At 62.9% G+C, this 20,993-nt stretch carries 18 protein-coding genes; 9 read left to right on the top strand and 9 right to left on the bottom strand.

Annotated features, from left to right (window positions below):
- Window positions 1-9: 9 nt before the first annotated feature.
- Together D3I60_RS08735 and ychF are read right to left on the bottom strand one after the other, a co-directional pair.
- On the bottom strand, window positions 10-3,831 hold the full coding sequence (locus D3I60_RS08735) for a hypothetical protein (RefSeq protein ID WP_262775742.1): 3,822 nt from the start codon (window positions 3,829-3,831) through the stop codon (window positions 10-12).
- Window positions 3,832-3,979: 148 nt separating this feature from the next.
- Window positions 3,980-5,065, bottom strand: a complete 1,086-nt coding sequence (ychF, locus tag D3I60_RS08740) for a redox-regulated ATPase YchF (protein ID WP_262775743.1) — start codon at window positions 5,063-5,065, stop codon at window positions 3,980-3,982.
- Between the two features lie 72 nt (window positions 5,066-5,137).
- On the opposite strand from ychF, the gene D3I60_RS08745 reads away from it, so the two are divergent.
- Window positions 5,138-6,334 (top strand): DNA recombination protein RmuC, encoded by a 1,197-nt coding sequence (locus D3I60_RS08745; protein WP_262775744.1) that lies wholly within the window; start codon window positions 5,138-5,140, stop codon window positions 6,332-6,334.
- Window positions 6,335-6,406: 72 nt separating this feature from the next.
- Here the strand turns inward: D3I60_RS08745 and D3I60_RS08750 are convergent, their stop codons facing one another.
- Complete coding sequence (locus D3I60_RS08750) at window positions 6,407-7,423, bottom strand: 4-hydroxy-3-methylbut-2-enyl diphosphate reductase (protein WP_262775745.1); 1,017 nt, start codon at window positions 7,421-7,423, stop codon at window positions 6,407-6,409.
- A 91-nt stretch (window positions 7,424-7,514) separates the two neighbouring features.
- On the opposite strand from D3I60_RS08750, the gene xseA reads away from it, so the two are divergent.
- Entirely contained in the window at window positions 7,515-8,822 is a 1,308-nt protein-coding gene (gene xseA / locus D3I60_RS08755; protein WP_262775746.1) for an exodeoxyribonuclease VII large subunit, read from the top strand.
- A 52-nt stretch (window positions 8,823-8,874) separates the two neighbouring features.
- The gene (locus tag D3I60_RS08760) at window positions 8,875-9,114 is read left to right on the top strand and encodes an exodeoxyribonuclease VII small subunit (RefSeq protein ID WP_262775747.1); all 240 of its coding nucleotides are present in this window, start codon (window positions 8,875-8,877) and stop codon (window positions 9,112-9,114) included.
- A 20-nt stretch (window positions 9,115-9,134) separates the two neighbouring features.
- On the opposite strand, the gene D3I60_RS08765 is transcribed toward D3I60_RS08760, so the two are convergent.
- Entirely contained in the window at window positions 9,135-9,704 is a 570-nt protein-coding gene (locus tag D3I60_RS08765) for a DUF4245 domain-containing protein (protein WP_262775748.1), read from the bottom strand.
- A 198-nt stretch (window positions 9,705-9,902) separates the two neighbouring features.
- Between D3I60_RS08765 and glpX the strand changes: the two genes are divergently transcribed.
- The 3 genes from glpX (at window position 9,903) to D3I60_RS08780 (ending at window position 13,209) form a co-directional block, all read left to right on the top strand.
- Window positions 9,903-11,027 (top strand): class II fructose-bisphosphatase, encoded by a 1,125-nt coding sequence (glpX, locus tag D3I60_RS08770; RefSeq protein WP_262775749.1) that lies wholly within the window; start codon window positions 9,903-9,905, stop codon window positions 11,025-11,027.
- Window positions 11,028-11,087: 60 nt separating this feature from the next.
- Complete coding sequence (locus D3I60_RS08775; RefSeq protein WP_262775750.1) at window positions 11,088-11,714, top strand: carbonic anhydrase; 627 nt, start codon at window positions 11,088-11,090, stop codon at window positions 11,712-11,714.
- A 91-nt stretch (window positions 11,715-11,805) separates the two neighbouring features.
- The gene (locus D3I60_RS08780; RefSeq protein WP_262775751.1) at window positions 11,806-13,209 is read left to right on the top strand and encodes a class II fumarate hydratase; all 1,404 of its coding nucleotides are present in this window, start codon (window positions 11,806-11,808) and stop codon (window positions 13,207-13,209) included.
- A gap of 169 nt (window positions 13,210-13,378) precedes the next feature.
- Here D3I60_RS08780 and D3I60_RS08785 read toward each other — a convergent pair whose 3' ends face one another.
- Together D3I60_RS08785 and D3I60_RS08790 are read right to left on the bottom strand one after the other, a co-directional pair.
- Entirely contained in the window at window positions 13,379-14,686 is a 1,308-nt protein-coding gene (locus D3I60_RS08785) for a PhoH family protein (protein WP_139466815.1), read from the bottom strand.
- Window positions 14,687-14,897: 211 nt separating this feature from the next.
- Complete coding sequence (locus D3I60_RS08790) at window positions 14,898-15,659, bottom strand: isoprenyl transferase (RefSeq protein ID WP_262775752.1); 762 nt, start codon at window positions 15,657-15,659, stop codon at window positions 14,898-14,900.
- Window positions 15,660-15,762: 103 nt separating this feature from the next.
- Here D3I60_RS08790 and trhA point away from each other — a divergent pair, with 103 nt between their 5' ends.
- On the top strand, window positions 15,763-16,548 hold the full coding sequence (gene trhA, locus D3I60_RS08795) for a PAQR family membrane homeostasis protein TrhA (RefSeq protein ID WP_262775753.1): 786 nt from the start codon (window positions 15,763-15,765) through the stop codon (window positions 16,546-16,548).
- Window positions 16,549-16,638: 90 nt separating this feature from the next.
- On the opposite strand, the gene D3I60_RS08800 is transcribed toward trhA, so the two are convergent.
- Together D3I60_RS08800 and mca are read right to left on the bottom strand one after the other, a co-directional pair.
- Entirely contained in the window at window positions 16,639-17,037 is a 399-nt protein-coding gene (locus D3I60_RS08800) for a hypothetical protein (protein ID WP_262775754.1), read from the bottom strand.
- Window positions 17,034-18,044 (bottom strand): mycothiol conjugate amidase Mca, encoded by a 1,011-nt coding sequence (gene mca / locus D3I60_RS08805; protein ID WP_262775755.1) that lies wholly within the window; start codon window positions 18,042-18,044, stop codon window positions 17,034-17,036. The genes D3I60_RS08800 and mca overlap by 4 nt, the downstream gene beginning before the upstream one ends.
- A gap of 123 nt (window positions 18,045-18,167) precedes the next feature.
- Between mca and D3I60_RS08810 the strand changes: the two genes are divergently transcribed.
- Together D3I60_RS08810 and greA are read left to right on the top strand one after the other, a co-directional pair.
- A complete protein-coding gene (locus D3I60_RS08810; RefSeq protein WP_262775756.1) occupies window positions 18,168-18,593 on the top strand; it encodes a DUF4307 domain-containing protein in 426 nt (141 codons plus the stop codon).
- A 259-nt stretch (window positions 18,594-18,852) separates the two neighbouring features.
- A complete protein-coding gene (gene greA / locus D3I60_RS08815; protein ID WP_101546580.1) occupies window positions 18,853-19,347 on the top strand; it encodes a transcription elongation factor GreA in 495 nt (164 codons plus the stop codon).
- 123 nt (window positions 19,348-19,470) lie between these two features.
- On the opposite strand, the gene D3I60_RS08820 is transcribed toward greA, so the two are convergent.
- Complete coding sequence (locus tag D3I60_RS08820) at window positions 19,471-20,931, bottom strand: AI-2E family transporter (protein ID WP_262775757.1); 1,461 nt, start codon at window positions 20,929-20,931, stop codon at window positions 19,471-19,473.
- Between the last annotated feature and the right edge of the window lie 62 nt (window positions 20,932-20,993).

Consider the following 20,993-nt stretch of genomic DNA (forward strand, 5'->3'; position numbering starts at 1 on the left):
ACTTACCGGTCAGCGCAGTCCACGCCGGAATCGTTCAGCGTCCTCCTCGTTCCGCCGTGCGTCGCTCTCGTACGAGGCAGCAATTCGCCTAAACAAACCAGCCACCCGAGGCGCGCTATCGGCAAGCGCTTCCGCCTTGACTCGATAGTCCGAGGCGAGTCTAAGTTCTTGATCGCCGCCGTCTTCCAAGCCGCGACTAGTGACGCCGCGACTATTAACGATCTGGAGGTAGAGGCCGGTCTCGATGTGATCGAGCTGCACTTCTTCGAGGAGATCCTGCACGACGATGCCGGGCCAAGTACCGTCGGCGTCTGGTGGGGTGTGCCCGAGAACCTGACCAATCTGCTTCAGACCAACCTCAGTCCGCCCGCGTTCGGCCAAAAGCTCCATTGCCCGATCAAGCCAGGCTCGAAGCGCCTCGGCATTCATGAAGCCATCGACGAGCCCAGGCGGCGTGTCCCATGCATTGAGCAGGCGGAAAGCATTGGTCGCCATGGAAACGTCGCATTGTTCTTCGTCGACCTGTTCCTCGGCGCTTTTGTCGTCTTCACCGCTCGGCCGGGCACGGTAGACAGTGCACACAATCTCGACAAATGATGCAGGGTCAACAGCCAAGCTTTCGGATAACGTTGGTGCTTTCGCGTCAAAGCCGAGCGCCGGAAGATACGACCACTGCAGTCGAACAAGGTCGCCAGACGCAAGATGATCGCGCATGGCTTCGAGGTAGGAAAATAGTTGCTGGAAGTCATAGGTCGATAGGTCGCGAGCAGCGGCAGATTGAGCTTGATCTGCCAAGAGTCCGTCCAGCGCCCTCACAATGAGCTTCGCTGCCTGTGGGCGCGGCCCGTCCTTGTCGATGTGGGAGTACATGCTCATGAGATGCAAGACGTCGGCGTAGCGACCAGCTTGGATCAATCGATCGGAAACCTCGTCGACCATGTCGAAGTCTTGCCCCAAGCCGAACGGCTGAAACGCCTCCCAGTACCTGATCTCAAGCTCCGGGTCTGCAGTAGCCAGAGCCCATGCCTCCGGTAGGTTGTCTCGCGCGACAAGCAGGAGTCGAGCACGCTGATCGACCGTGAGGTTGTCCCGTTCGAGTAAGCCTGTGATGAGCGCGAACCCTTCGTAGGCATAGCGAGTTGAGAAGTACGACATCGCGGTGCTGGTGAGATCTTGGTCGTCAGACGCCAACCAAGCAAGAAGTTCTTCATCGTGCGACGAGCCGTCGTTCGCTAGGGCGATGCCAACGGACCCGTGTACCGATGCGTCACGTGCCAGTCTTGTGATTGCGTCAAATCCACCCTCGGATTCAATCTCCTTGATGGCTTCGACGCGTTGGCGTCCAAGTTCGCGCTCAAAGCCTTCGTAATCATCTTGTCTGCGAGCGCCGACATACGGAGTCCATGACTGGAATAGTCCGACCAGTCGGACGTACGCGGACTTTGGCCGGTAGCGCGCGGCCAGCGCGTCGAGCTTGCCCAGCTCCTCATCGGGGAGCGCCCATGCAGCACCCGGAAACTCTCGGTGATGGCCGATAAGGTCCACGAGTGCTCGCCACACCGTGTCCTGAAAATCAGTCGCTACCTCCGGCTGGTTGACCATCGAATCGAGGGCAGCCACCACACGCTCTCGATCTGCTGGTGGCAACTCTGAAGTGTGAGCAAGGATCGCTGACCAGCGCTGTGCGTCTCTGCCTGCGTCCTCGATACAGCGCTCGACCGCGGCGGTCGTCATCTTCCAGATCTCGCCGTATGTCACCGAAAGCTTGTCCGGCTTCCAGGTTCGGAACGCTGGTGCGCTGATCGGAAAGTGCATCCCGTGATTCTCTGGAAGCATGCTGCACTCCAACTTCCAGGCGGCGTAGGGATGCCTGTGCCGCAACGTGTCGAGGACTGTGATTCGCCGGTCAGGGTCGACGGAGTTGTCAGGATGCCACGGGCGGAAAATCGCGGCCAGTGAGGCGGCGGGACGGTTTGACATCCGGCCACCAGGATCGATCTCGTCCAGGCGTGCCAGTAGATCGACGGCACGTCCGAAGTGATCGGGGGACCAAGACACGCACTCAAGGGCCCACAGCAGATTGCTATGGGGAGTGCTGCCCGAGAAGATCCCGGATTCGTCCGCATTGTCCTGAAACAGGGTGGCCAACAAAGGGTTATCGCCCGCTGTTGCTGCGCCGACCGCCTCGAGGAAGGCGTCTGGCCCGGCCTCAGCGAGCAGCGGCAAGATGTCAGCGAGCGACTGCCACGCCTGCCCGGTGCCGTCTGCCGACGCCCACTCGAGCAGCTTCCGGACCAGATAGTTTGCGAACTCTGAACCTGATGCCCCGCCCGACAAGGCGACATTTCCGCCATACATTCCCAATAGGGCCAGTGACTGAGCGAGGCCGCGGCGGAGGTCACCGGAATAACGGCGAGTCTTACCGTCGATCGATGCTCTCCACCGTTGGTCCGGCGGTAGCTTGAGGGCCGGATCGCCTTCTGCGAGGACCATCTCGACGATGGACTCGAATCGCTTCATGTCGTCGTCAGTCAGCTTCGACACCAAAAGCATCCACGCATCCACCGCCGAGACAAGATGCCATGTTCCGCCAGTGCGGATTGCCAGAGGATCAGTAGGGCTGTCGGCTATCCCTGTGATCGTCTCTCTGAACGACTCGTAGTCGGTTTCCGTAAGCGTCTCGAGGATCGAGCGATCCCCTTCTGCGTTGTCTCCCCAGGAGCCAGCTAACAGGATTGATCGGACGCTTCGGGACGGACTCGCGTCAGCCCAGGTCGGTCGATGTAGGACGATCTTTACGGCCAGGTGACGCCGAAGACTAGTCAAGCTTCGACGTGCGAGCCTGCCGAGCGTGTCGGCCCTATCTTTATCCGTGACTCCAGCGCTCGTCAGCGCGGCTGCAACCTCAGCGGCGTCCAACGCCGGAAGTGTGACGTCGGCACCTTCGTTCGAGAGGACTGGCACACAAACGTTGTGCGCGGTACCGGCGGGGATCTCCCTAGCCAGCTCGGGTGTGCGAGGGACCAAGATGAGCGGTTGGGACGAGGTCATCAACTGCCTCCACGTGGATACGTCGTCGACGAACGCGAGCCGTGCGAGCATCTGCCCGCTGCCTTGGTCGTCAAGGTTGACGGCGATAGCAGCGACGAAGGCGCAAATCTCCTCCATCGATGCGCCAGCAACCGTGGTGAGGGAACCGGATGAAGCAAGCCGATCTTCGAGGCCCTTTGCATCATCAGCTCGACCAGCGAGCACGACTTCCGGTGTCAATGCCGGATTCGTTTGCGTTGCCCAGTCGCGCCACCAAGTCAGACCTGTGCGAAGACCGAACGGCGAAAGGCCGAGCTCCTCCGAGAGCCACGCCCAAGTGGTTGGCGCTGCCTCAAGCCATGTCTCGATGTCGTCTAGCCCGAGGGCTCTAACGTCCCTCCAGACCTTGTCGCTTCGCTTATCTCTAGCCCATGTGGCCCGTCCCGTCCAAGGACGCAGGATCGCCTCGACGTAGGTGCAATCAGTTGTTGGCGTGCCATCCGGGGTGTCTGCTCGCTTGGAGTAGTCCTCATCGGCCTTCGTGTTGGGGCTGGAATTGACCGACAGCTCCCACACCGACAACCCATCCGGAACCCAAGCCGTCGCTTTTGTTGTCCGAACAGAACCGTCCCAGCCGCCGGCCGCTACGCCGTCGCCCGCGGGCACGCCGAGCTCGACCAGGCCCGGTGTGGTCTCAAGGAGGAGGCGTCGCACCAGACGAGGGAACTCAGACTGCGAGCGACGCGAGTCGGCCCAGCTTTGCAATTTGCTGCGGTCTATGTACCCCGTTCGAGCCTTCATCGTTCACGTCCTCGGTCGCGCATGCGTTAGTAATCACATCTTATGGGAGGGCGAGATCCGACCCGAGCGAATTTATTGGCCGGACGATTCCGTTGATCGAACGAAATGGCCTGCATCAATCAATGCATAAAGACGAAAGATGGTGGCACTACACATTAAAGCGGAACTCCACCACGTCCCCATCGACCATGATGTAGTCCTTGCCTTCCATCCGGACCTTGCCGGCGGACTTCGCGGCAGCCATGGAACCGTTCGCATCGAGATCATCGAAGGACACGATCTCGGCCTTGATGAAGCCCTTCTGGAAGTCCGTATGGATGACTCCGGCTGCCTCGGGGGCGGTGGCGCCCTTCGGAATCGTCCACGCACGAGATTCCTTGGGTCCGGCGGTGAGGTAGGTCTGCAGACCGAGGGTGTCGAAGCCGACGCGAGCGAGCTGATCGAGCCCGCTCTCCTCCTGACCCGTCGACTCGAGCATCTCCCGCGCCTCTTCTTCATCGAGCTCCGCGAGCTCGGACTCGAACTTCGCATCGAGGAAGATCGCCTCGACGGGAGCCACGAGGGCCCGCATCTCGTTCTTCTTATCCTCATCGGCGAGCACCTCGTCGTCGACATTGAAGACGTAGAGGAAGGGCTTGACCGTCATCAGCTGCAGCTCGCGCAGCGCACTGACATCGAAATTCTCGGCCTGCATCGCCTGGTAGAGCGTCCGCCCGCCTTCGAGGATCTCGGTGGCGGCATCGATCGCGGTCAGCTGCTCGGCAGGAGCACGCTTGCCTTTGACTTCCTTCTCGATCCGGGGCCGCGCTTTCTCCAGCGTCTGCAGGTCGGCGAGGATGAGTTCGGTGTTGATCGTGTCGATGTCATCGGCTGGGCTGATCTTGCCGTCGACGTGGACGACATCGTCGTCGACGAATCCACGGATCACCTGGCAGATCGCATCGGCTTCACGAATGTTGGCCAGGAACTGGTTGCCCAAGCCCTCGCCCTCAGAGGCGCCGCGCACGATTCCGGCGATGTCGACGAAGTCGACGGTGGCATTGAGGATGCGTTCGGAGGAGAAGATCTCTGCCAGTCGCGTGAGTCGCTCATCCGGCAGAGGGACCACGCCCACGTTCGGTTCGATCGTCGCGAACGGGTAGTTCGCCGCGAGAACTTGGTTCTTGGTCAGTGCGTTAAACATGGTCGACTTGCCGACATTGGGCAGTCCCACGATTCCAATAGTCAAAGCCACGGTATCCAAGTCTAGCCGTCGCCGAGGTGGTCCTCGAATTCTCGCGTCAGTGCCCTCTGTCACCCTGGAACCATGAATGCTTTCCCCGCTGCCGCAGTCATCATCGGCTTCATCGTGGCGATCGTCCTCGCCGCCGCCCTCGGGTTCCTCCTCGGACGTACCCTCACACGATCCCGGTACCTCGAGAGACTCACTCGCGCCGAGACCACTTCACGCATCCTGTCCCAGCGCACCGAAGATCTCGAGGCCGATGCCCAAATGGCCGGTGAGATCACCGCGGCCATCGGACCGTTGGCGGCAAGCGTGAAGAACCTGCAGGAGAACCTGCACTCTCAGGACCGCACGCAGATCGAACAGATCACCCGACTGAACTCCCAGATCGGGCACCTCAGCCAACAGAACCTCCGCCTCCAGGAATCCGCTGGGTCACTGGCCAACGCTTTGAATTCGACGACCCACCGCGGGGATTGGGGCGAAGTCCAGCTCAAACGCATCGTCGAATATGCCGGCCTCCTCCCCCATGTCGACTTCGACGCCCAGGTCAGCGTCGAACGCGATGGTAAGCGCCACCGACCCGATATGGTCGTCCACCTGCCCGGCGGCGGCACGATCGTCATCGATGCAAAGACTCCCCTGTCGGCGCGGATGAGCGAGGTTTCCGACGAGGCGGCCGACGCAGGCACGGGCGGTCAGGACCATGCCCGCGCACTTTTGCGACATGTCGATGCTCTGGCATCGAAGGAGTACTGGAAGGCGTTCGAAGCCTCCCCCGACTTCGTCGTCTGCTTCGTGCCCACCGACGGTCTGCTCTCCGCGGCCGCGGCAAGCTACCCGAAAATGATCGATCATGCACTGGGCAAGAACGTCGTCCTCGCCTCACCGGCGACTCTGCTGGTGCTGTTGAAGACCGTGGCGCTCAACTGGCGGCAGGCGGACATGTCCACTTCGGCGGCCGAGGTGCTGCGGCTGGGCACGGAACTCTACGAACGTATCGGCACTCTGGTGACTCATGTGTCACGGATGGGGGCCAGCCTGGACCGCTCCGTCGAGGACTACAACCGGTTCGTCTCGTCCTTGGAGTCCCGGTTCCTCGTCACCGCCAGAAAGTTCCCGTCGACCGGGATCGTCGCTGACGAACTCGATGCCGTGGCCGAACTCGACACTCGCACTCGCGGCATCAGCGCAGAAGAACTCAGTCGCCCTCGGGCCATGGACTTCGACGGACACGGTCCGACTCATCTGCATGATCGGCAGACGGGGACAAGCTGAGAATCGACAGCGTTTGTCGACTCCGTTGAGTCGTGGAACTCCCCGTCGCGCCGCGTAGCGGATTTGCTCAGCTCAGCCGAGCTTGCGCAGTTCCTTCGGCAGCGAGAAGATGAGGTCCTCTTCGGCGGTGACGACCTCTTCGACGGTGTTGAATCCGTAGTCGGCCAGCAGCTGCAGCACGTCTTGGACGAGGTTCTCGGGAACACTCGCTCCGGAGGTGACTCCGACCGTGGCGACGTCGTGGAACCATGTCTCGTCGATCTCGCGGGCGAAGTCGACACGGTAGGCAGCCTTCGCCCCGTGTTCAAGGGCGACTTCGACGAGGCGAACGGAGTTCGAGGAGTTCGCCGACCCGACGACTATGACGAGATCCGCGTCGGGCCCGATCTTCTTCACTGCGACCTGCCGGTTCTGTGTCGCGTAGCAGATGTCATCGCTGGGTGGATTCTGCAGGTGCGGGAAGCGCTCACGCAGGATCTCCACTGTTTCCATAGTCTCGTCCACGCTTAAGGTCGTCTGTGAGATCCACACCAGCTTCTCGGCATCGGGAACCTCGATGGTGCGGGCCTCTTCCGGACTCTGCACCAGTGTGATGTGTTCCGGCGCCTCGCCCATGGTGCCCTCGACCTCTTCGTGTCCGGCATGGCCGACGAGGAGGATGCGGAAGCCGTCCCGGGCGAACCGGATGGCCTCCTTGTGGACTTTCGTCACTAACGGGCATGTCGCATCGATCGTCGACAGCGAACGCTGGGCAGCCTCGGTGTGCACGGCCGGTGAGACTCCGTGAGCGGAGAACACGACCCGAGCACCTTCCGGGACTTCATCGGTGTCATCGACGAAGACGGCTCCGCGTTCGGTAAGTGTCTCGACAACATGTCGATTGTGCACGATCTCCCTGCGGACATAGATCGGTGCGCCGAAATGCTCGAGGGCGCGTTCGACGGCGATGACAGCACGGTCTACGCCGGCACAGTAGCCGCGCGGTGCGGCCAGCAGCACCCTCTTGTCAGCATTGACCGGAGTGCGGATCTCGCCAGGTGCCAGACGCCGGCGCGGAATGGTCGGGGCAGGTACTGAAACGACGCTCACCCGTTCAGTCTAAGCCGGAGGCATCGACTGCGGCCAGGAATGGGCTGCGTCAGTGCCGTTCGTTAGGCTTGGGATTCGGAAGGGGACTTAAATGGCGCAAAGAATTTCCGGCACTCCCGGCACGCTCGGCGAAACGGCCGAGCAGAAGGAGCTCGCCGCCACCGCAGCCGAGACCACAGCGGAGAATCCGTGGCCGCTGAGTCTGCTGTCTTCGAAGATGAAGTCCTATATCGACCGCATGTCGAGCGTGTGGATCGAAGGGCAGGTCGTCGAACTCAACCATCGCGGCAAGGCCAGCTACCTGACCCTGCGCGACACCGATGTCGAGATGTCACTGCCGGTCCAGATCTGGAAGAACGTCCTCGACCGCACCGGAGCTCCGCTCACCGAGGGCAACCACGTCGTCGCCAATCTCAAAGCCGACTTCTGGACGAAGACCGGTCGGCTGACGATGCGTGCCAACGATATCCGCGCCGTCGGACTCGGCGAACTCCTCGCCCGCCTCGAACGACTGAAGAAGCAGCTGGGCGCCGAGGGGCTCTTCGATCCCAACCGGAAGCTGCGCCTGCCGTTCCTGCCGAACCGGATCGGGTTGATCACCGGACGGGATTCGGATGCGCAGAAGGACGTCATCCGCAATGTGCACCTGCGCTGGCCTGCCGCCGAATTCGAAGTCCGCAACTGTGCCGTGCAGGGACCGGATGCCGTGCCGGGAGTGATGAAGAACCTCGCCGAGCTCGATGCGGACCCGCAGATCGATGTCATCGTCATCGCCCGCGGCGGCGGCAGCATGGAAGACCTCCTGCCGTTCTCCAATGAAGCCCTCGTCCGTGCCGTCTCCGCCGCGCAGACACCGGTCGTCTCGGCGATCGGGCACGAGGCGGACCGGCCCATCCTCGATGAGGTCGCTGACATGCGGGCTTCAACACCCACGGATGCTGCAAAGAGGATCGTTCCGGATGTCGCCGAGGAAGGCATGAATCTGCTGCGTGCCCGCGCCGAGCTCGAGGCTGCCGTCAATCGCATCCTCGACCGAGAGCAGGAGATGCTCACCGCCGTGCGATCACGGCCGGTGCTCGCCGAACCGCAGACGATGATCACCGCGCATGAGAACGAACTGACGATGATCCGCCGCCGCAGTCTGCAGGCGACGAACGGACTGCTCATCCAAGCTCAGAACGAGATCCAGCATCTCCGTTCCCAAGCCAGGTCCCTCTCTCCCCTGCGGACGTTGGAGCGCGGCTACGCCGTGGTGCAGACCGACGAAGGTCAGGCCGTCCGCAATGCCGCCGAGGTCGCCGCCGGCGACACCGTCCATGTCCGGGTCGCTCGTGGTCGTTTCGACGCAGATATCACCGAGGTCACTTCGGAGACCGACGATTCAACGACCGACGATTGACTACAACTCCACACTCTGTCCACGTTCCACACACTCTGCGGAGGAGACACCGATGACCGAACCGACGCCCCAACAGGACCAGCCCGACATCAGCACGCTCAGCTACGAGCAGGCGCGCGAAGAACTCGTCATGACCGTCAAGCGTTTGGAGACCGGCAACCTGCCGCTCGAAGACTCACTGCGACTATGGGAGCGTGGCGAGGCTCTGGCCGACCGGTGCCAGGCGTGGCTCGACGGAGCACGGGAACGCCTCGACAAGGCCCGTGAGGAGTCCTCGGACGACAACGAATAGAACTTCGGGTCAGCCTGAGGTCATTTGAGTTCGGCTGCCACCTGATCGGCGAAGCTGTTGACGGTGTCCGGCGCAGCCGTGGCAGTCAGAACGACATACATATCGCCCTTGTGGGTGACCCAGTACTCCTTTGCTTCCTCAGTGCGGTAAACCTGGAAGTCGGCACCTCCGACGGTCACCTTCTCGGCAGCGACTGCCTCATCGGTCTTCCGCTTCGCCCAGTTCGCACTCGCTTCGGCCTGTTCGATGCTCACCCATTGGTCGTCGGGGCCGATGAACGACATGTACCACGAGATGTATTCGGAGTCGCCCACACGATCGAGGCTGGCTTCGTTCGACGTCCATCCACGCGGGATCTGCGGAACGATGAGGTCGAACTCTGCATTGCCCTGGGACTGCTCGGCGATCCCCTGATAGTCGACGACACGTTCTGAGTCGACTTCGGGCTGCGGGGCGAGGAACAGGATCCCGACGGCGACTGCGAGACAGGCGAGGATCGCGATGACCATATTGACCCAGTTCGAGTTCTTGCGCAGGAAGCGCATCTCTTCCCGGGACCCCGGCAGCATCACTCCGGACTCATCAGCCATGGACTCTCCCCTAGGACTCGGCGTCGCCTTGTCGACGACCGTTCGAGTACCCGTCTCGTCAGCACCATTTCGGACATTCACACCGCCATTGTCCCCGGCTCGCGCGCGTAGGGCCAATTCCGGTCCAAGGACGTGACTGCGGCCACAAGCGGACACCGCTGTCGCGACCCCGATCACAGGGGTGGCACAATTGGAAGCATGAGTGACTCCAAAGAGCCTGTTGATGTGAAATCTCACCATGACCGAGGACGAGTTGATGAGGAGGCTCCGCCTGTCGCAGTGACCGACTCATGGTCACAGAAGGCTCAGGTCGAGTCGGATGCTCCCGACCGCAACTTGGCTCTGGAACTCGTCCGAGTCACCGAGGCCGCAGCCATCGCCGCCGCCCCCTGGGTCGGCCGCGGCGACAAGAACGCAGCCGACGGAGCGGCCGTGGCCGCGATGCGCAATGTCATCTCCACCGTCCGCATGGCCGGCACCGTCGTCATCGGCGAAGGTGAGAAGGACGAAGCTCCGATGCTCTTCAACGGTGAGCAGGTCGGCGACGGCGGCGGACCGCACTGCGATGTAGCTGTCGACCCGATCGACGGCACTCGCCTGACCGCTCTGGGCATGCCCAATGCGATCTCTGTCATGGCTGTGACCGAAGACGGTGCGATGTATGATCCCTCGGCCGTGTTCTACATGGAGAAGCTCGTCACCGGCCCCGATGCCGCTGACGCCGTGGATCTGCGTCTGCCGATCGCTGAGAACATCCGCCGCGTCGCCAAGGCGAAGGGTACGAAAGATCCCGCCTCAGTGACGGTGATGATCCTCGACCGTCCCCGCCACCAGCAGATGATCGATGAGATCCGCTCCGCCGGAGCCCGCATCCAGCTCATCACCGATGGCGACGTCGCCGGAGCCATCGCCGCCTGCCGTCCGGGAACCGGCGTCGACATGCTCATGGGCATCGGCGGTACCCCCGAAGGCATCATCACCGCCTGCGCCATCAAGGCACTCGGCGGAGTCATCCAGGGCCGTCTGTGGCCGCAGGACGACACAGAGCGCGAAGCCGCCGCCACGGCCGGCCTCGACGTCAATAAGGTGCTCAATACCGACGACCTCGTCACCGGTGACAACAGCTACTTCGTCGCCACGGGCATCACGAACGGCGACCTGCTCGACGGAGTGAAGTTCCAGGGTGGCCACGTCACCACGCATTCCCTGGTGATGCGGTCGAAGTCGGGGACCGTCCGGCAGGTCTTCGCCGAGCACCAGGCCGCGAAGACGCACTCCTACGTGGAGGCCGCCGAAGAAGCCGCACGCCGCGGACTGGTCTGACCTCCAATCGCCCCCGGGCCCGGGTGCGATGCACACAATTCGGAAGCAGGTGCGAAAGCAATGCCCAATCAGGCGTGGAAGCGACTCCTCGAGGGAAACCAGCGTTTCGTCGACGATGTCCCGCGGCACCCCAACCAGGACACGGCGCGACGCGAATCCCTGTCGGACAGCCAGACCCCGTTCGTCACTCTCTTCGGCTGCTCGGATTCCCGAGTCGCCGCTGAGATGATCTTCGACGTCGGCCTCGGCGACATGTTCGTAGTGCGCAATGCCGGACAGGTCGTCGATCCTGTCACCTTGGGCTCGCTCGAGTACGGAGTCGAGATGCTCGGCACTCCCCTGCTCGTCGTGCTCGGTCACGACAGCTGCGGGGCCGTGACCGCCGCCTACAACGCCTACGACTCGGGTGAGACTCCCCCGGGATTCATCTCCGACGTCGTCGCCCGCATCCTGCCGACGGTGGCCCGGGCCCGAAAGAACGGGCGCACCACGATCAACGAGACCGTCGGCCAGAACACCATGGACACGGTCGACAAGATCATGCAGCTGTCCACGATCATCAAGACCGCCGTCGAAGACGGCCGACTCATCATCGTCGGGCTCACCTACCAGCTCCACGACGGCCACACCACGGTCGTCGCCCAATACGGAGGCGACGAGGCCGCAGTCTCCACCTATGCTTCTTGAGCGACCGGCCACCTCGGTGGTCAGCCGTTCAGTCTCCCAACGAGCCTGAGCTCCGCAATCATTTCCCAGGCATTCAACGGAAAGGACAACAATGACCGAAGAATTTCGCATCGAACACGACACCATGGGTGAGGTCAAAGTCCCCAAGGACGCCCTCTACAGCGCACAGACCCAGCGTGCCGTCGAGAACTTCCCGATCTCCGGCAAGACCCTCGAATCCGCTCACATCGCCGCACTGGCACAGGTGAAGAAGGCCGCAGCGAAGGCCAACGCCGAACTCGGCGTGCTTGACGAAGCCCGCGCCACAGCCATCCAGAACGCCGCCGACCGGGTCATCGCAGGCGAATTCGACGCCCACTTCCCGATCGACGTTTTCCAGACCGGTTCGGGAACCTCGTCGAACATGAACACCAACGAGGTCCTTGCCTCGTTGGCGACCAAGGCGCTCGAAGCCGACGGAATCAACGTCCACCCGAACGACCACGTCAACGCCTCGCAGTCGTCGAACGACGTCTTCCCCACCTCAGTGCACCTGGCTGTGACCAAGGCCCTGGTCAACACCCTCATCCCGGCCATGGACACCCTGGCTACTTCGCTGGAGAAGAAGGCGAAGGAGTTCTCCTCGATCGTCAAGTCCGGACGCACCCACCTCATGGATGCCACTCCTGTGACTCTCGGTCAGGAGTTCGGCGGCTACGCAGCTCAGGTCCGTTACGGAATCGAGCGCATCGAGGCTTCCCTGCCGCGCGTGGCAGAGGTCCCGCAGGGCGGAACCGCCGTGGGCACCGGCATCAACACCCCCGACGGCTTCTCCTCCCGAGTGGTCGAGATCCTCGCCGAGGAGACCGGACTGCCGATCACCGAGGCTCGCAACCACTTCGAGGCCCAGGCCAATCGGGACGGACTCATCGAGGCCTCCGGTCAGCTGCGGACCATCGCCTACGGCTACATGAAGATCTGCAACGACCTGCGCTGGATGGGTTCGGGACCGAACACCGGCCTCGGCGAGATCGCCATCCCCGACCTGCAGCCCGGTTCGTCGATCATGCCCGGCAAGGTCAACCCGGTCATCTGCGAGGCCACCATTCAGGTCGCCGCACAGGTCATCGGCAATGACACGTCCGTGTCGCTGTCGTCGACCAACGGCGCATTCGAGCTCAACGTCGGCATCCCCGTCATGGCGTCGAACCTGCTCGAGTCGATCCGCCTGCTCGCGAATGCTTCGACCGTCATGGCCGAGAAGATGATCGACGGACTCACCGCCAACGAGGAGCGTGCCCGCTTCCTCGCCGAGGCGAGCCCCTCCATCGTCACCCCGCTGAACAAGGTCATCGGCTACGAGGCGGCCGCGAAGATCGCCAAGCACGCCGTGGCCAACAAGATGACCGTCAAGGAAGCGACGATCGCGCTCGGCTTCGTCGAGAACGGCTCCATCACCGAGGCTGACCTCGACAAGGCCCTCGACGTCACCACCATGATCGGCAGCTACAAGTAAGCCTCCGATCTGACAGAACGAAACGGCGCCCGGACGATACTGTCCGGGCGCCGTTTCGTGTTGGCGGCCCATTTCGAGTCCCGTCGACCGCCCACCCCAGCGTCGACCGCTCGCCGAATAGCGCGAGACATCGGCGGTAACGTGAGCGGTCGGCGACCGGAGCAGAGGCTCAGGACCGGAATGGGTCGAATTCCTCGAGCACATCGGTGACCAGGGCGGCGATCTCCGACCGCTCCGACCGCGTCAGCGTGACATGCGCGAACAGTTCGTGGCCCTTGAGCTTCTCGATCACCGCGGCGACTCCGTCGTGCCTGCCCACTCGCAGGTTGTCACGCTGGGCGACATCGTGGGTGAGCACCACCTTCGAGTTCATTCCGATGCGTGAGAGCACGGTCAGCAGAACATTGCGCTCCAACGACTGCGCTTCATCGACGATGACGAAGGCATCGTGGAGGGACCGTCCGCGGATGTGGGTGAGCGGAAGCACCTCGAGGATCTCCCTGTTGACCACCTCGTCGATGACGTTCTTGCTCACCAGCGCACTGAGGGTGTCGAACACGGCCTCCGCCCAGGGGTTCATCTTCTCCCCTTCGCTGCCGGGCAGGTAGCCGAGGTTCTGCCCGCCCACGGCGTAGAGGGGACGGAAGACCATGATCTTCGAATGCTTGTTCTCCTCGAGCACCTTCTGCAGGCCCGCCATGAGAGCCAGCGCGGACTTCCCCGTTCCGGCTCGCCCTCCCATCGATACGATCCCCAGAGCGTCGTCGAGCAGCATGTCGATGGCGATCCGCTGTTCCGCCGACCGTCCGTGGACGCCGAAGATGTCACGATCCCCGCGCACCATCGACACTCGGTTGCCGCTGCGCACACGTCCCAGTCCGGATCCGCGCGGTGAGGTGATGACGACCCCGGTGTTGACCACCTCGTCGGAGACATCCTCGGTGACGACCGACCCCGAATCGTAGAACTCGCTCATCTGCTCGTCGTCGAGGCCGAGCTCGCTCATCCCGGTGAACCCGGAGTCGACGGCCAGCTCCGCCAGATACTCCTCCGCGTGCAGACCCAGGGCCGAAGCTTTGACTCGCATCGGCACGTCCTTGGTCACGACGACCACATCACAGCCTTCGGCAGAGAGGTTGCGGGCCACGGCTAGGATGCGGGTGTCGTTCTCCGTCCGGTCGAAGCCGACCGGCATCGTGGAGGCGTCGATGTGGTTGAGCTCGACCCGCAGCGTTCCGCCCGCGTCTCCGACGGGAATGGGCTGATCCAATCGGTCGTAGTCAGAACGGAAGTCGTCGAGGATGTGGAGGGCTTTGCGTGCGGTGAATCCGAGTTCGGGATGATTGCGTTTGCCCTCGAGTTCGGAGACGACGATGAGCGGGATGACGACGTGGTGTTCGGCGAAGCGCAGAAGCGCTCCGGGATCCGACAGCAGCACCGAGGTGTCGAGAACGTAGGTGTGGACTTTTTCAGCCATGAGGACCTCTGAGGCGTGAGTTCCGCCGAGATCCGGTTCTGACATCCCCCGACCTCGGGTTGGTGTCGACCAACTACAGCCAACCTAACCCGGTTCACCCCCGCAGGCGGTAGCGGCACGCGTGCTCGGGCAAGTCGGGGTCATGAACTTCGAGTGAATGCGGGATTCCGCCGTCAGACGGCCGGTAAGTCTCGCCGGCGGCGGGCACGGCCTATTTGCCGAAGCGCCGCTGCCGCAGACCGTAGTCGCGCACGGCTCGGAGGAAGTCCGTACGGCGGAAGTCCGGCCAATAGGCTTCGCAGAAGTAGAACTCCGAATAGGCACTCTGCCACATGAGGAAGCCCGAGAGTCGCTGCTCTCCCGAGGAGCGGATGATGAGGTCGGGATCGGGTTGGCCCTTGGTGTAGAGGTGTTCGCCGATCTGCTCCGGCGACAGTTCGGAGATGATCGACTCCAGGTCAGTGCCGTCGTCGGTCCGTGTGCGCAGCAGGGACTTCACAGCATTGACGATTTCCTGCCGACCGCCGTAGCCGACGGCGACGTTGACGCGCATTCCACAGTCCTCGGTCGTCGTCACCGCTTCCAGGCGGGCACGCAGATCCGGGGGAACGATGTCTAGATCACCGACGAGCTGGACGCCGACGCCGTCGAGCGCGGCGATCTTCTCCACCAGGTCCGAGATGATCTCGATGAGGATCGACACCTCTTCTGCCGAGCGGGCGAGGTTCTCTTTGGACAGAACGTAGAGAGTGACGATCTCCACATCGATCTCGTGGCACCAGCCGAGGAACTCGACGATCTTCGCCGCTCCGGCGCGGTGACCGTCAGCGGTCGTCGCACCGAATTCCTTGGCCCACCTGCGGTTGCCGTCGGTGATGACTCCGACGTGACGTGGAACCGGAACCGACTTGTCGAGCTCACGTTTGAGCCGTCGCTCGTACAGCCGATAGAGCAGGTTCACGGGTCGCGCCACAGCTGTCCTCTTCCACATGGGTCGTCGGTCGGTTCGAATACTGTACAGACTACTAGCCGACGATGCTGAATGAGGCCTCAGGTCCGCTGGCTACCATGGAGTCATGGATGCTTCGCTCACCGATTCCTCTCCAGTTGTTCCCGACGGCTCCGGGCCGGTCGGTTCAGCGGGTGCGGATGATGTTCCGCCCGCCGATGACCACCGCATCGCCCGTCGCCGCTCAGCACTACGCGCCGAACTGACGAAGCTGGCGGGTCAGGTCAAGCCGAAGCTGCGCGGTTGGTTCCACGCCGGGGCGTTCCCTCTGGCGATGATCGGCGGCCTGGCACTGGTGATCATCTCCCCGACGATCGAGTCGCGCATTGCCGCCGCTATCTTCGCCGTCACCGGCATGCTGCTCTTCGGCACCTCCGCCGTCTATCACCGAGGCCGCTGGCGCACCCGCGTCCGCCTCATCCTGCGGCGGCTCGACCACGCGAATATCTTCCTCATCACCGCAGGCACGTACACGCCGCTGGCAGTGCTGATGCTCAGCACCGACCAGGCAGTCCTCCTGCTGTCCGTGCTGTGGGGTGCCGCCGCACTCGGCGCTGCCTTTCGTACGATCTTCACAACCGCGCCGAGGTGGCTCTTCGTCCCGATCTACGTTGGGTTCGGCGTCGCCGGAGTCGGGTACATTCCCCAGATCTGGGCCACGAACTTCCCCGTCGGACTCCTCGTAGTCGTCGGCGGCGTGTGCTACATCGCCGGCGCGGTGATCTACGGGATCAAGCGCCCGAACCCCTCACCGAAGTGGCTCGGCTTCCATGAGATCTTCCACATATTCACGATCCTCGGCTATGGCTGCCACCTCGCCGCACTCATCATCGCCGCCGTCGCAGCCTACTGAACTCCATTCGGCTGAGTCCGCACGGACGCGCACGGAGCGATCACCGATCGGTGATCGCGCCGTTGTCTGTGGGGTCAGGACCTCAAAGCCTCAAAATTCAGAGTCTCGGGCTCGTTCATTCCGTTCGTCGGTGGATTCGGAGGAATCGATCGGCTCCTCCGCCGAGCCGCCTCGGCGATCTGCATCGGATGGTCCGGTATCGGCGGCCGGGTCGGAGTCGCTGTCAGCGGTCTCCGGTTCGGGTGCCTCCGGCCCTGAGAGCTTCGACTGGTTGGGCACCACATGCCTGCGCAGCGGGATCGGATAGGCATCGCTGGCGCCCGAGTGCGCCCGCACCCGACGGACGCGGCGGAGGGCATCCCTGATGAGGAAGATCGTCAGGACGACAATGGCGAGGGTGGCCAGGAAGCCGACGGTTCCGGGCGTCACCAGATCCGGGTCCGGTGTGCCTCCGTCCGGAGTCGGGGCTGGAGAGGACGCGAAGATCATGCGCGGGTGTCGCTTTCGGTCGGGACGGCGGAATCAGCGTCGAGGTCGTCGGCAGCCGGCGAGTCCGGGAGCATCCCCTCGGTGGGAACGCGACGACCGTCATCGAAGGTCACGGCAGCGAAGAGGTCGGTCTCCTGGAAGTCCGATTCCCGGTTCAGCGGCTCACGGCCGGTGAGGTCGAGAGCCAGCTCGAACTCTTCGGTCGGCCAGTACGTGCGAGCGGCCTTGCGCGACGCGGAGAAGAAACCGCCTTCGGGGTCGATCTGAGTGGCGTGGGAGAGCAGCGCACGATCGCGGGCGGAGAAGAACTCGGAGCAGGAGATGCGGGTGCTCAGCCAGTTGTGGCGCTGGTTGTCACGCTTCTTGAAATCCTCGAGGTGGTCGGCGAATGGCGACTCGAGTCCCGCTTCGACCATCTTCTCGTGGATTGTGATCCACTTCTTCGCCGACAGGTCCTGGTTGAAGTAGATCTTCTGCACCTGCCACGGTTCGCCGAGCTCAGGATGCGAGGTCGCATCTGCGGCGGCTTCGACAGCGGCCATGGTCACAGCGTGGTTCTTGATGTGGTCGGGGTGAGGATATCCGCCGAGCTCGTCGTAGGTGGTCACCACCTGTGGACGGAATGTGCGGATGATGTGCACGAGGGGAAGCATCGCCACCTCGTCGGGAACCCGATAGAAGCATCCGGGAGGAGTCTGGTTGTCGAAATCACCGTCGGGCAGCCCCGAGTCGACGTGACCGACCCAGACATGTTCGGCGCCGAGGGCTGCGGCAGCGGTCGCCATCTCCTCACGACGGAGACCCGCGATGTCGCGGCTGGCCTTCGGGCTCTGCAGGAGAGCGGGATTGAGGATGTCGCCGGCCTCGCCACCGGTCATGGTGGCGATGAGCACCCGGGCACCCAGTGAAGCGTACTTCGCGCTCGTTGCCGCACCCTTGGAGGATTCGTCGTCGGGGTGGGCATGGACGGCCAACAGGCGCAGCCCATGGTACGGAAGCGAAGTCATATCCTAAATGTCCCTTTCGATTCAGCCTGGTGGCCACCTGCTGCCGGCGGTGCGGCTGACATGATCGCCGGCAGAGGATCGACTACTCTAGATTAGTGCGCGAAGTACTTAAAGAGGAATTCAATGACTGAGGTAACAGTGGCACCACCACTGCATGATGATCGCTACGGCCGGACCAGCAGACCCAAGCGAGAGCTGAGACGTCGGGCGAAGATCATCGCCGTCATCGTCCTCGCCTTGGTGGTCGCCGTCATCGCCGTCTGGGCATTCCGCCCGCAGACGAATCCCACAACACCGCGCACTCTTGACTATTCGGTTGTCGATGATTCTTCAACGCGCGTCAGCGTCGGAATATTTCCTGATCAGAAACGCGACGTGCACTGCATCGTCCAGGCTACGAATGAGCAGGAAGCGATCGTCGGCTTCACCGAGGTGACCGTTCCCGCCGATCCGAACGCTGATCCGAACTCGCCGAAACGCATCGACGTGGACTTGGCCACGACTCAGTTGGCCGCCTCCGGACACGTGGACTCCTGCTGGTTCGAATAGGCCGAACGTTTGACCGCTTCGGCCGCCTGGTGAAACCACAGGAGCCGGGTCGCTCTAGTCCCTTCGAATAGTTCTCGGACGGGGACGCATCTTGCGGTCGCGAACCTCCGCCTCACGGCCGGGGACGTGATCGAACTCATCGTTTTTCTCCGCAGATGCGTTACACTGTAGTTTCATTCAACTTCCGGGCGTGCCCATACGCCCGGTTTTTTCGTTGCCTGACACGCCCGTCAGTGCACCGACCGAAGAAGGAGAAGTCATGACCGAGGAAGTCACCCAGGAAGAGACATGGTTGACCCAGGAAGCCTTTGACCGCCTGTCGAAGGAACTCGAGCATCTCTCCGGACCGGGTCGTGCAGAGATTGCTGAGAAGATCGAAGCCGCCCGCGACGAGGGTGACTTGAAGGAGAACAGCGGTTATCACGCAGCGCGTGATGAGCAGGGCAAACAGGAAGCCCGCATCCGCCAGCTCGAGGTGCTGCTGCGGAACGCGAAGGTCGGCTCCAGCGACAGCGACGGCAAGACCGTGGCACCTGGAACCGTCGTGACCGCCAGCGTTGCCGGCAACTCCATGCGATTCCTGCTGGGCAACCGCGAGATCGCCGGAGACTCCGATATCGACGTCTTCTCGGAGAAGTCGCCGCTCGGAGCGGCTGTCCTCGGCGTCAAGGCCGGAGACAAGACCTCATACGAGGCTCCGAACGGCAAGACCATCGAGGTCAAGGTCGATTCCGTCGAAGCCTTCACCGGCTGATCGAGACCGAACAGAAGTGGGCGGGTGCGATCGCACCCGCCCACTTCTCTATTCATTCCGGTTCAGATGCGTCCCGCCGGATCCCGATTCGGACGCGTTGCCCCGGATCGTCTGGTCCGAGCCTCAGGCATCGGGGCCCTTCTTCGGCTGTCCAGGTTCTGCCGAACCGGTCTCACCCGAGGCGGTCGAACCGGTTGTTCCGGTTTCCGTCGAATCGGTCGGTGCGGAACCTGATGCACGTTCGACTCCCGCGGACTCGTGGACGGCATCGGTGAGCCGTTCCTTCGCCGTCCCGAGGACCGCTGTGGCCTCGCGTTCGTCCGGGTCACGCTTGGCATCGTCTTCCGCTTCGTCTTCGTCCGAATCACCGGCGTTCGTGCGCACGATATAGCTGACGACGCTGTTGAGCACGGCCACCAGGGGAACGGCGAAGAGAGCGCCGACGATGCCGAAGAGGAAGCCGCCGCCGGTGACCGCGAGGATCACAGCCAGCGGATGGACGGACACGGCCTTGCCCATGAGGAACGGCTGGAGGACCTGGCTTTCGATCTGCTGGACGGCAATGACAACCGCGAGCATGATGACGGCGCTGACCAGACCGTTCGAGACCAACGCTACGAGCACTGCCACTGCGCCGGAGGCGATGGCGCCGACGACGGGGACGAACGAGGTGAGGAAGACGAGCACGGTCATGGGGATGACCAACGGGATCCCGAGGAAAGCAGCGCCGATGCCGATGCCGATCGCATCGACGGCGGCGACGAGGATCTGGACCCTCACGTACTGCACCAGGGTCGTCCACCCTTTCAGAGCGGCACCCGTGGCGACGGGACGGGCCGGGACGGGCAGCAGGTTCATCACCCACCTGAAGATTTTCTGCCCGTCGTAGAGGAAGAAGAACGTCGCGAACAGACAGACGGCCATACCGGTGAGGAAGGTGCCCACCGAGGAGGTGGCCTCCAGGGCGCCGCCGAGAAGCTGGCTGCTGTTGTTCTGGAAGAAGTTCGTCGCGGTGTCGATGGCGTCGTCGATATAGCTCGAGATCGTCGTTGCGTCGATGCCGAAGGGGCTCGAGGCCAGCCAGCCGCTGATCCCGGACACACCGGCGATGACCTGTTTGACGAGGTCGGGCATGCCGGAATAGATCTGCTGACCGACGAGGCCGAAGAGTCCGAGCACGACGACGATGAACCCGATGAACGAGATCGCGGCGGCCCCGCCTCGAGGCACGCCCTTCTTCTTCAGCCATCCGGTCAGGGGCGCGAGCAGAGCGGCCAGCAGCAGGGCGATGAGCACGGGCAGCACGACGCTGGAGATCTTCGACAGCAGCCAGAGTGCCACACCGATCGCCACGAGCACGACGATCGATCGCCACGACCACGCAGCGGCGAGCTTGAGACCGGGAGCCACATACGGTTTGGCCTCGGCTTCGATTCGGCTGAGTGCGATCTCCTCGGGACTGACCGCCTGCGATGGGGTTGCTTCGGGTTCGGACTCGGAGTGAGAGGATCCGCGTCCGCGCCGGAACGCCTCCCATGCCCCTCGGAATCGGTTCGGAGGATGCTGCTGATCGTTTTCGCTCATGACTCAACAATAGTTGTTGATGCACCGACAAAGGTGCAATGATGACGCCGGAGGAGGGAAAT

Source organism: Brevibacterium permense (genome assembly GCF_025506275.1).
GTDB classification, from domain to species: domain Bacteria; phylum Actinomycetota; class Actinomycetes; order Actinomycetales; family Brevibacteriaceae; genus Brevibacterium; species Brevibacterium permense_A.

What these genes read in the sequence shown, in the direction of transcription:
- D3I60_RS08735 (WP_262775742.1), bottom strand. Translation starts at nt 3,831, where the DNA reads ATGAAGGCTCGAACGGGGTACATAGACCGCAGCAAATTGCAAAGCTGG.
- D3I60_RS08745 (WP_262775744.1), top strand. Translation starts at nt 5,138, where the DNA reads ATGAATGCTTTCCCCGCTGCCGCAGTCATCATCGGCTTCATCGTGGCG.
- xseA (WP_262775746.1), top strand. Translation starts at nt 7,515, where the DNA reads ATGGCGCAAAGAATTTCCGGCACTCCCGGCACGCTCGGCGAAACGGCC.
- D3I60_RS08760 (WP_262775747.1), top strand. Translation starts at nt 8,875, where the DNA reads ATGACCGAACCGACGCCCCAACAGGACCAGCCCGACATCAGCACGCTC.
- D3I60_RS08765 (WP_262775748.1), bottom strand. Translation starts at nt 9,704, where the DNA reads ATGGCTGATGAGTCCGGAGTGATGCTGCCGGGGTCCCGGGAAGAGATG.
- glpX (WP_262775749.1), top strand. Translation starts at nt 9,903, where the DNA reads ATGAGTGACTCCAAAGAGCCTGTTGATGTGAAATCTCACCATGACCGA.
- D3I60_RS08775 (WP_262775750.1), top strand. Translation starts at nt 11,088, where the DNA reads ATGCCCAATCAGGCGTGGAAGCGACTCCTCGAGGGAAACCAGCGTTTC.
- D3I60_RS08780 (WP_262775751.1), top strand. Translation starts at nt 11,806, where the DNA reads ATGACCGAAGAATTTCGCATCGAACACGACACCATGGGTGAGGTCAAA.
- D3I60_RS08785 (WP_139466815.1), bottom strand. Translation starts at nt 14,686, where the DNA reads ATGGCTGAAAAAGTCCACACCTACGTTCTCGACACCTCGGTGCTGCTG.
- trhA (WP_262775753.1), top strand. Translation starts at nt 15,763, where the DNA reads ATGGATGCTTCGCTCACCGATTCCTCTCCAGTTGTTCCCGACGGCTCC.
- D3I60_RS08800 (WP_262775754.1), bottom strand. Translation starts at nt 17,037, where the DNA reads ATGATCTTCGCGTCCTCTCCAGCCCCGACTCCGGACGGAGGCACACCG.
- mca (WP_262775755.1), bottom strand. Translation starts at nt 18,044, where the DNA reads ATGACTTCGCTTCCGTACCATGGGCTGCGCCTGTTGGCCGTCCATGCC.
- D3I60_RS08810 (WP_262775756.1), top strand. Translation starts at nt 18,168, where the DNA reads ATGACTGAGGTAACAGTGGCACCACCACTGCATGATGATCGCTACGGC.
- greA (WP_101546580.1), top strand. Translation starts at nt 18,853, where the DNA reads ATGACCGAGGAAGTCACCCAGGAAGAGACATGGTTGACCCAGGAAGCC.
- D3I60_RS08820 (WP_262775757.1), bottom strand. Translation starts at nt 20,931, where the DNA reads ATGAGCGAAAACGATCAGCAGCATCCTCCGAACCGATTCCGAGGGGCA.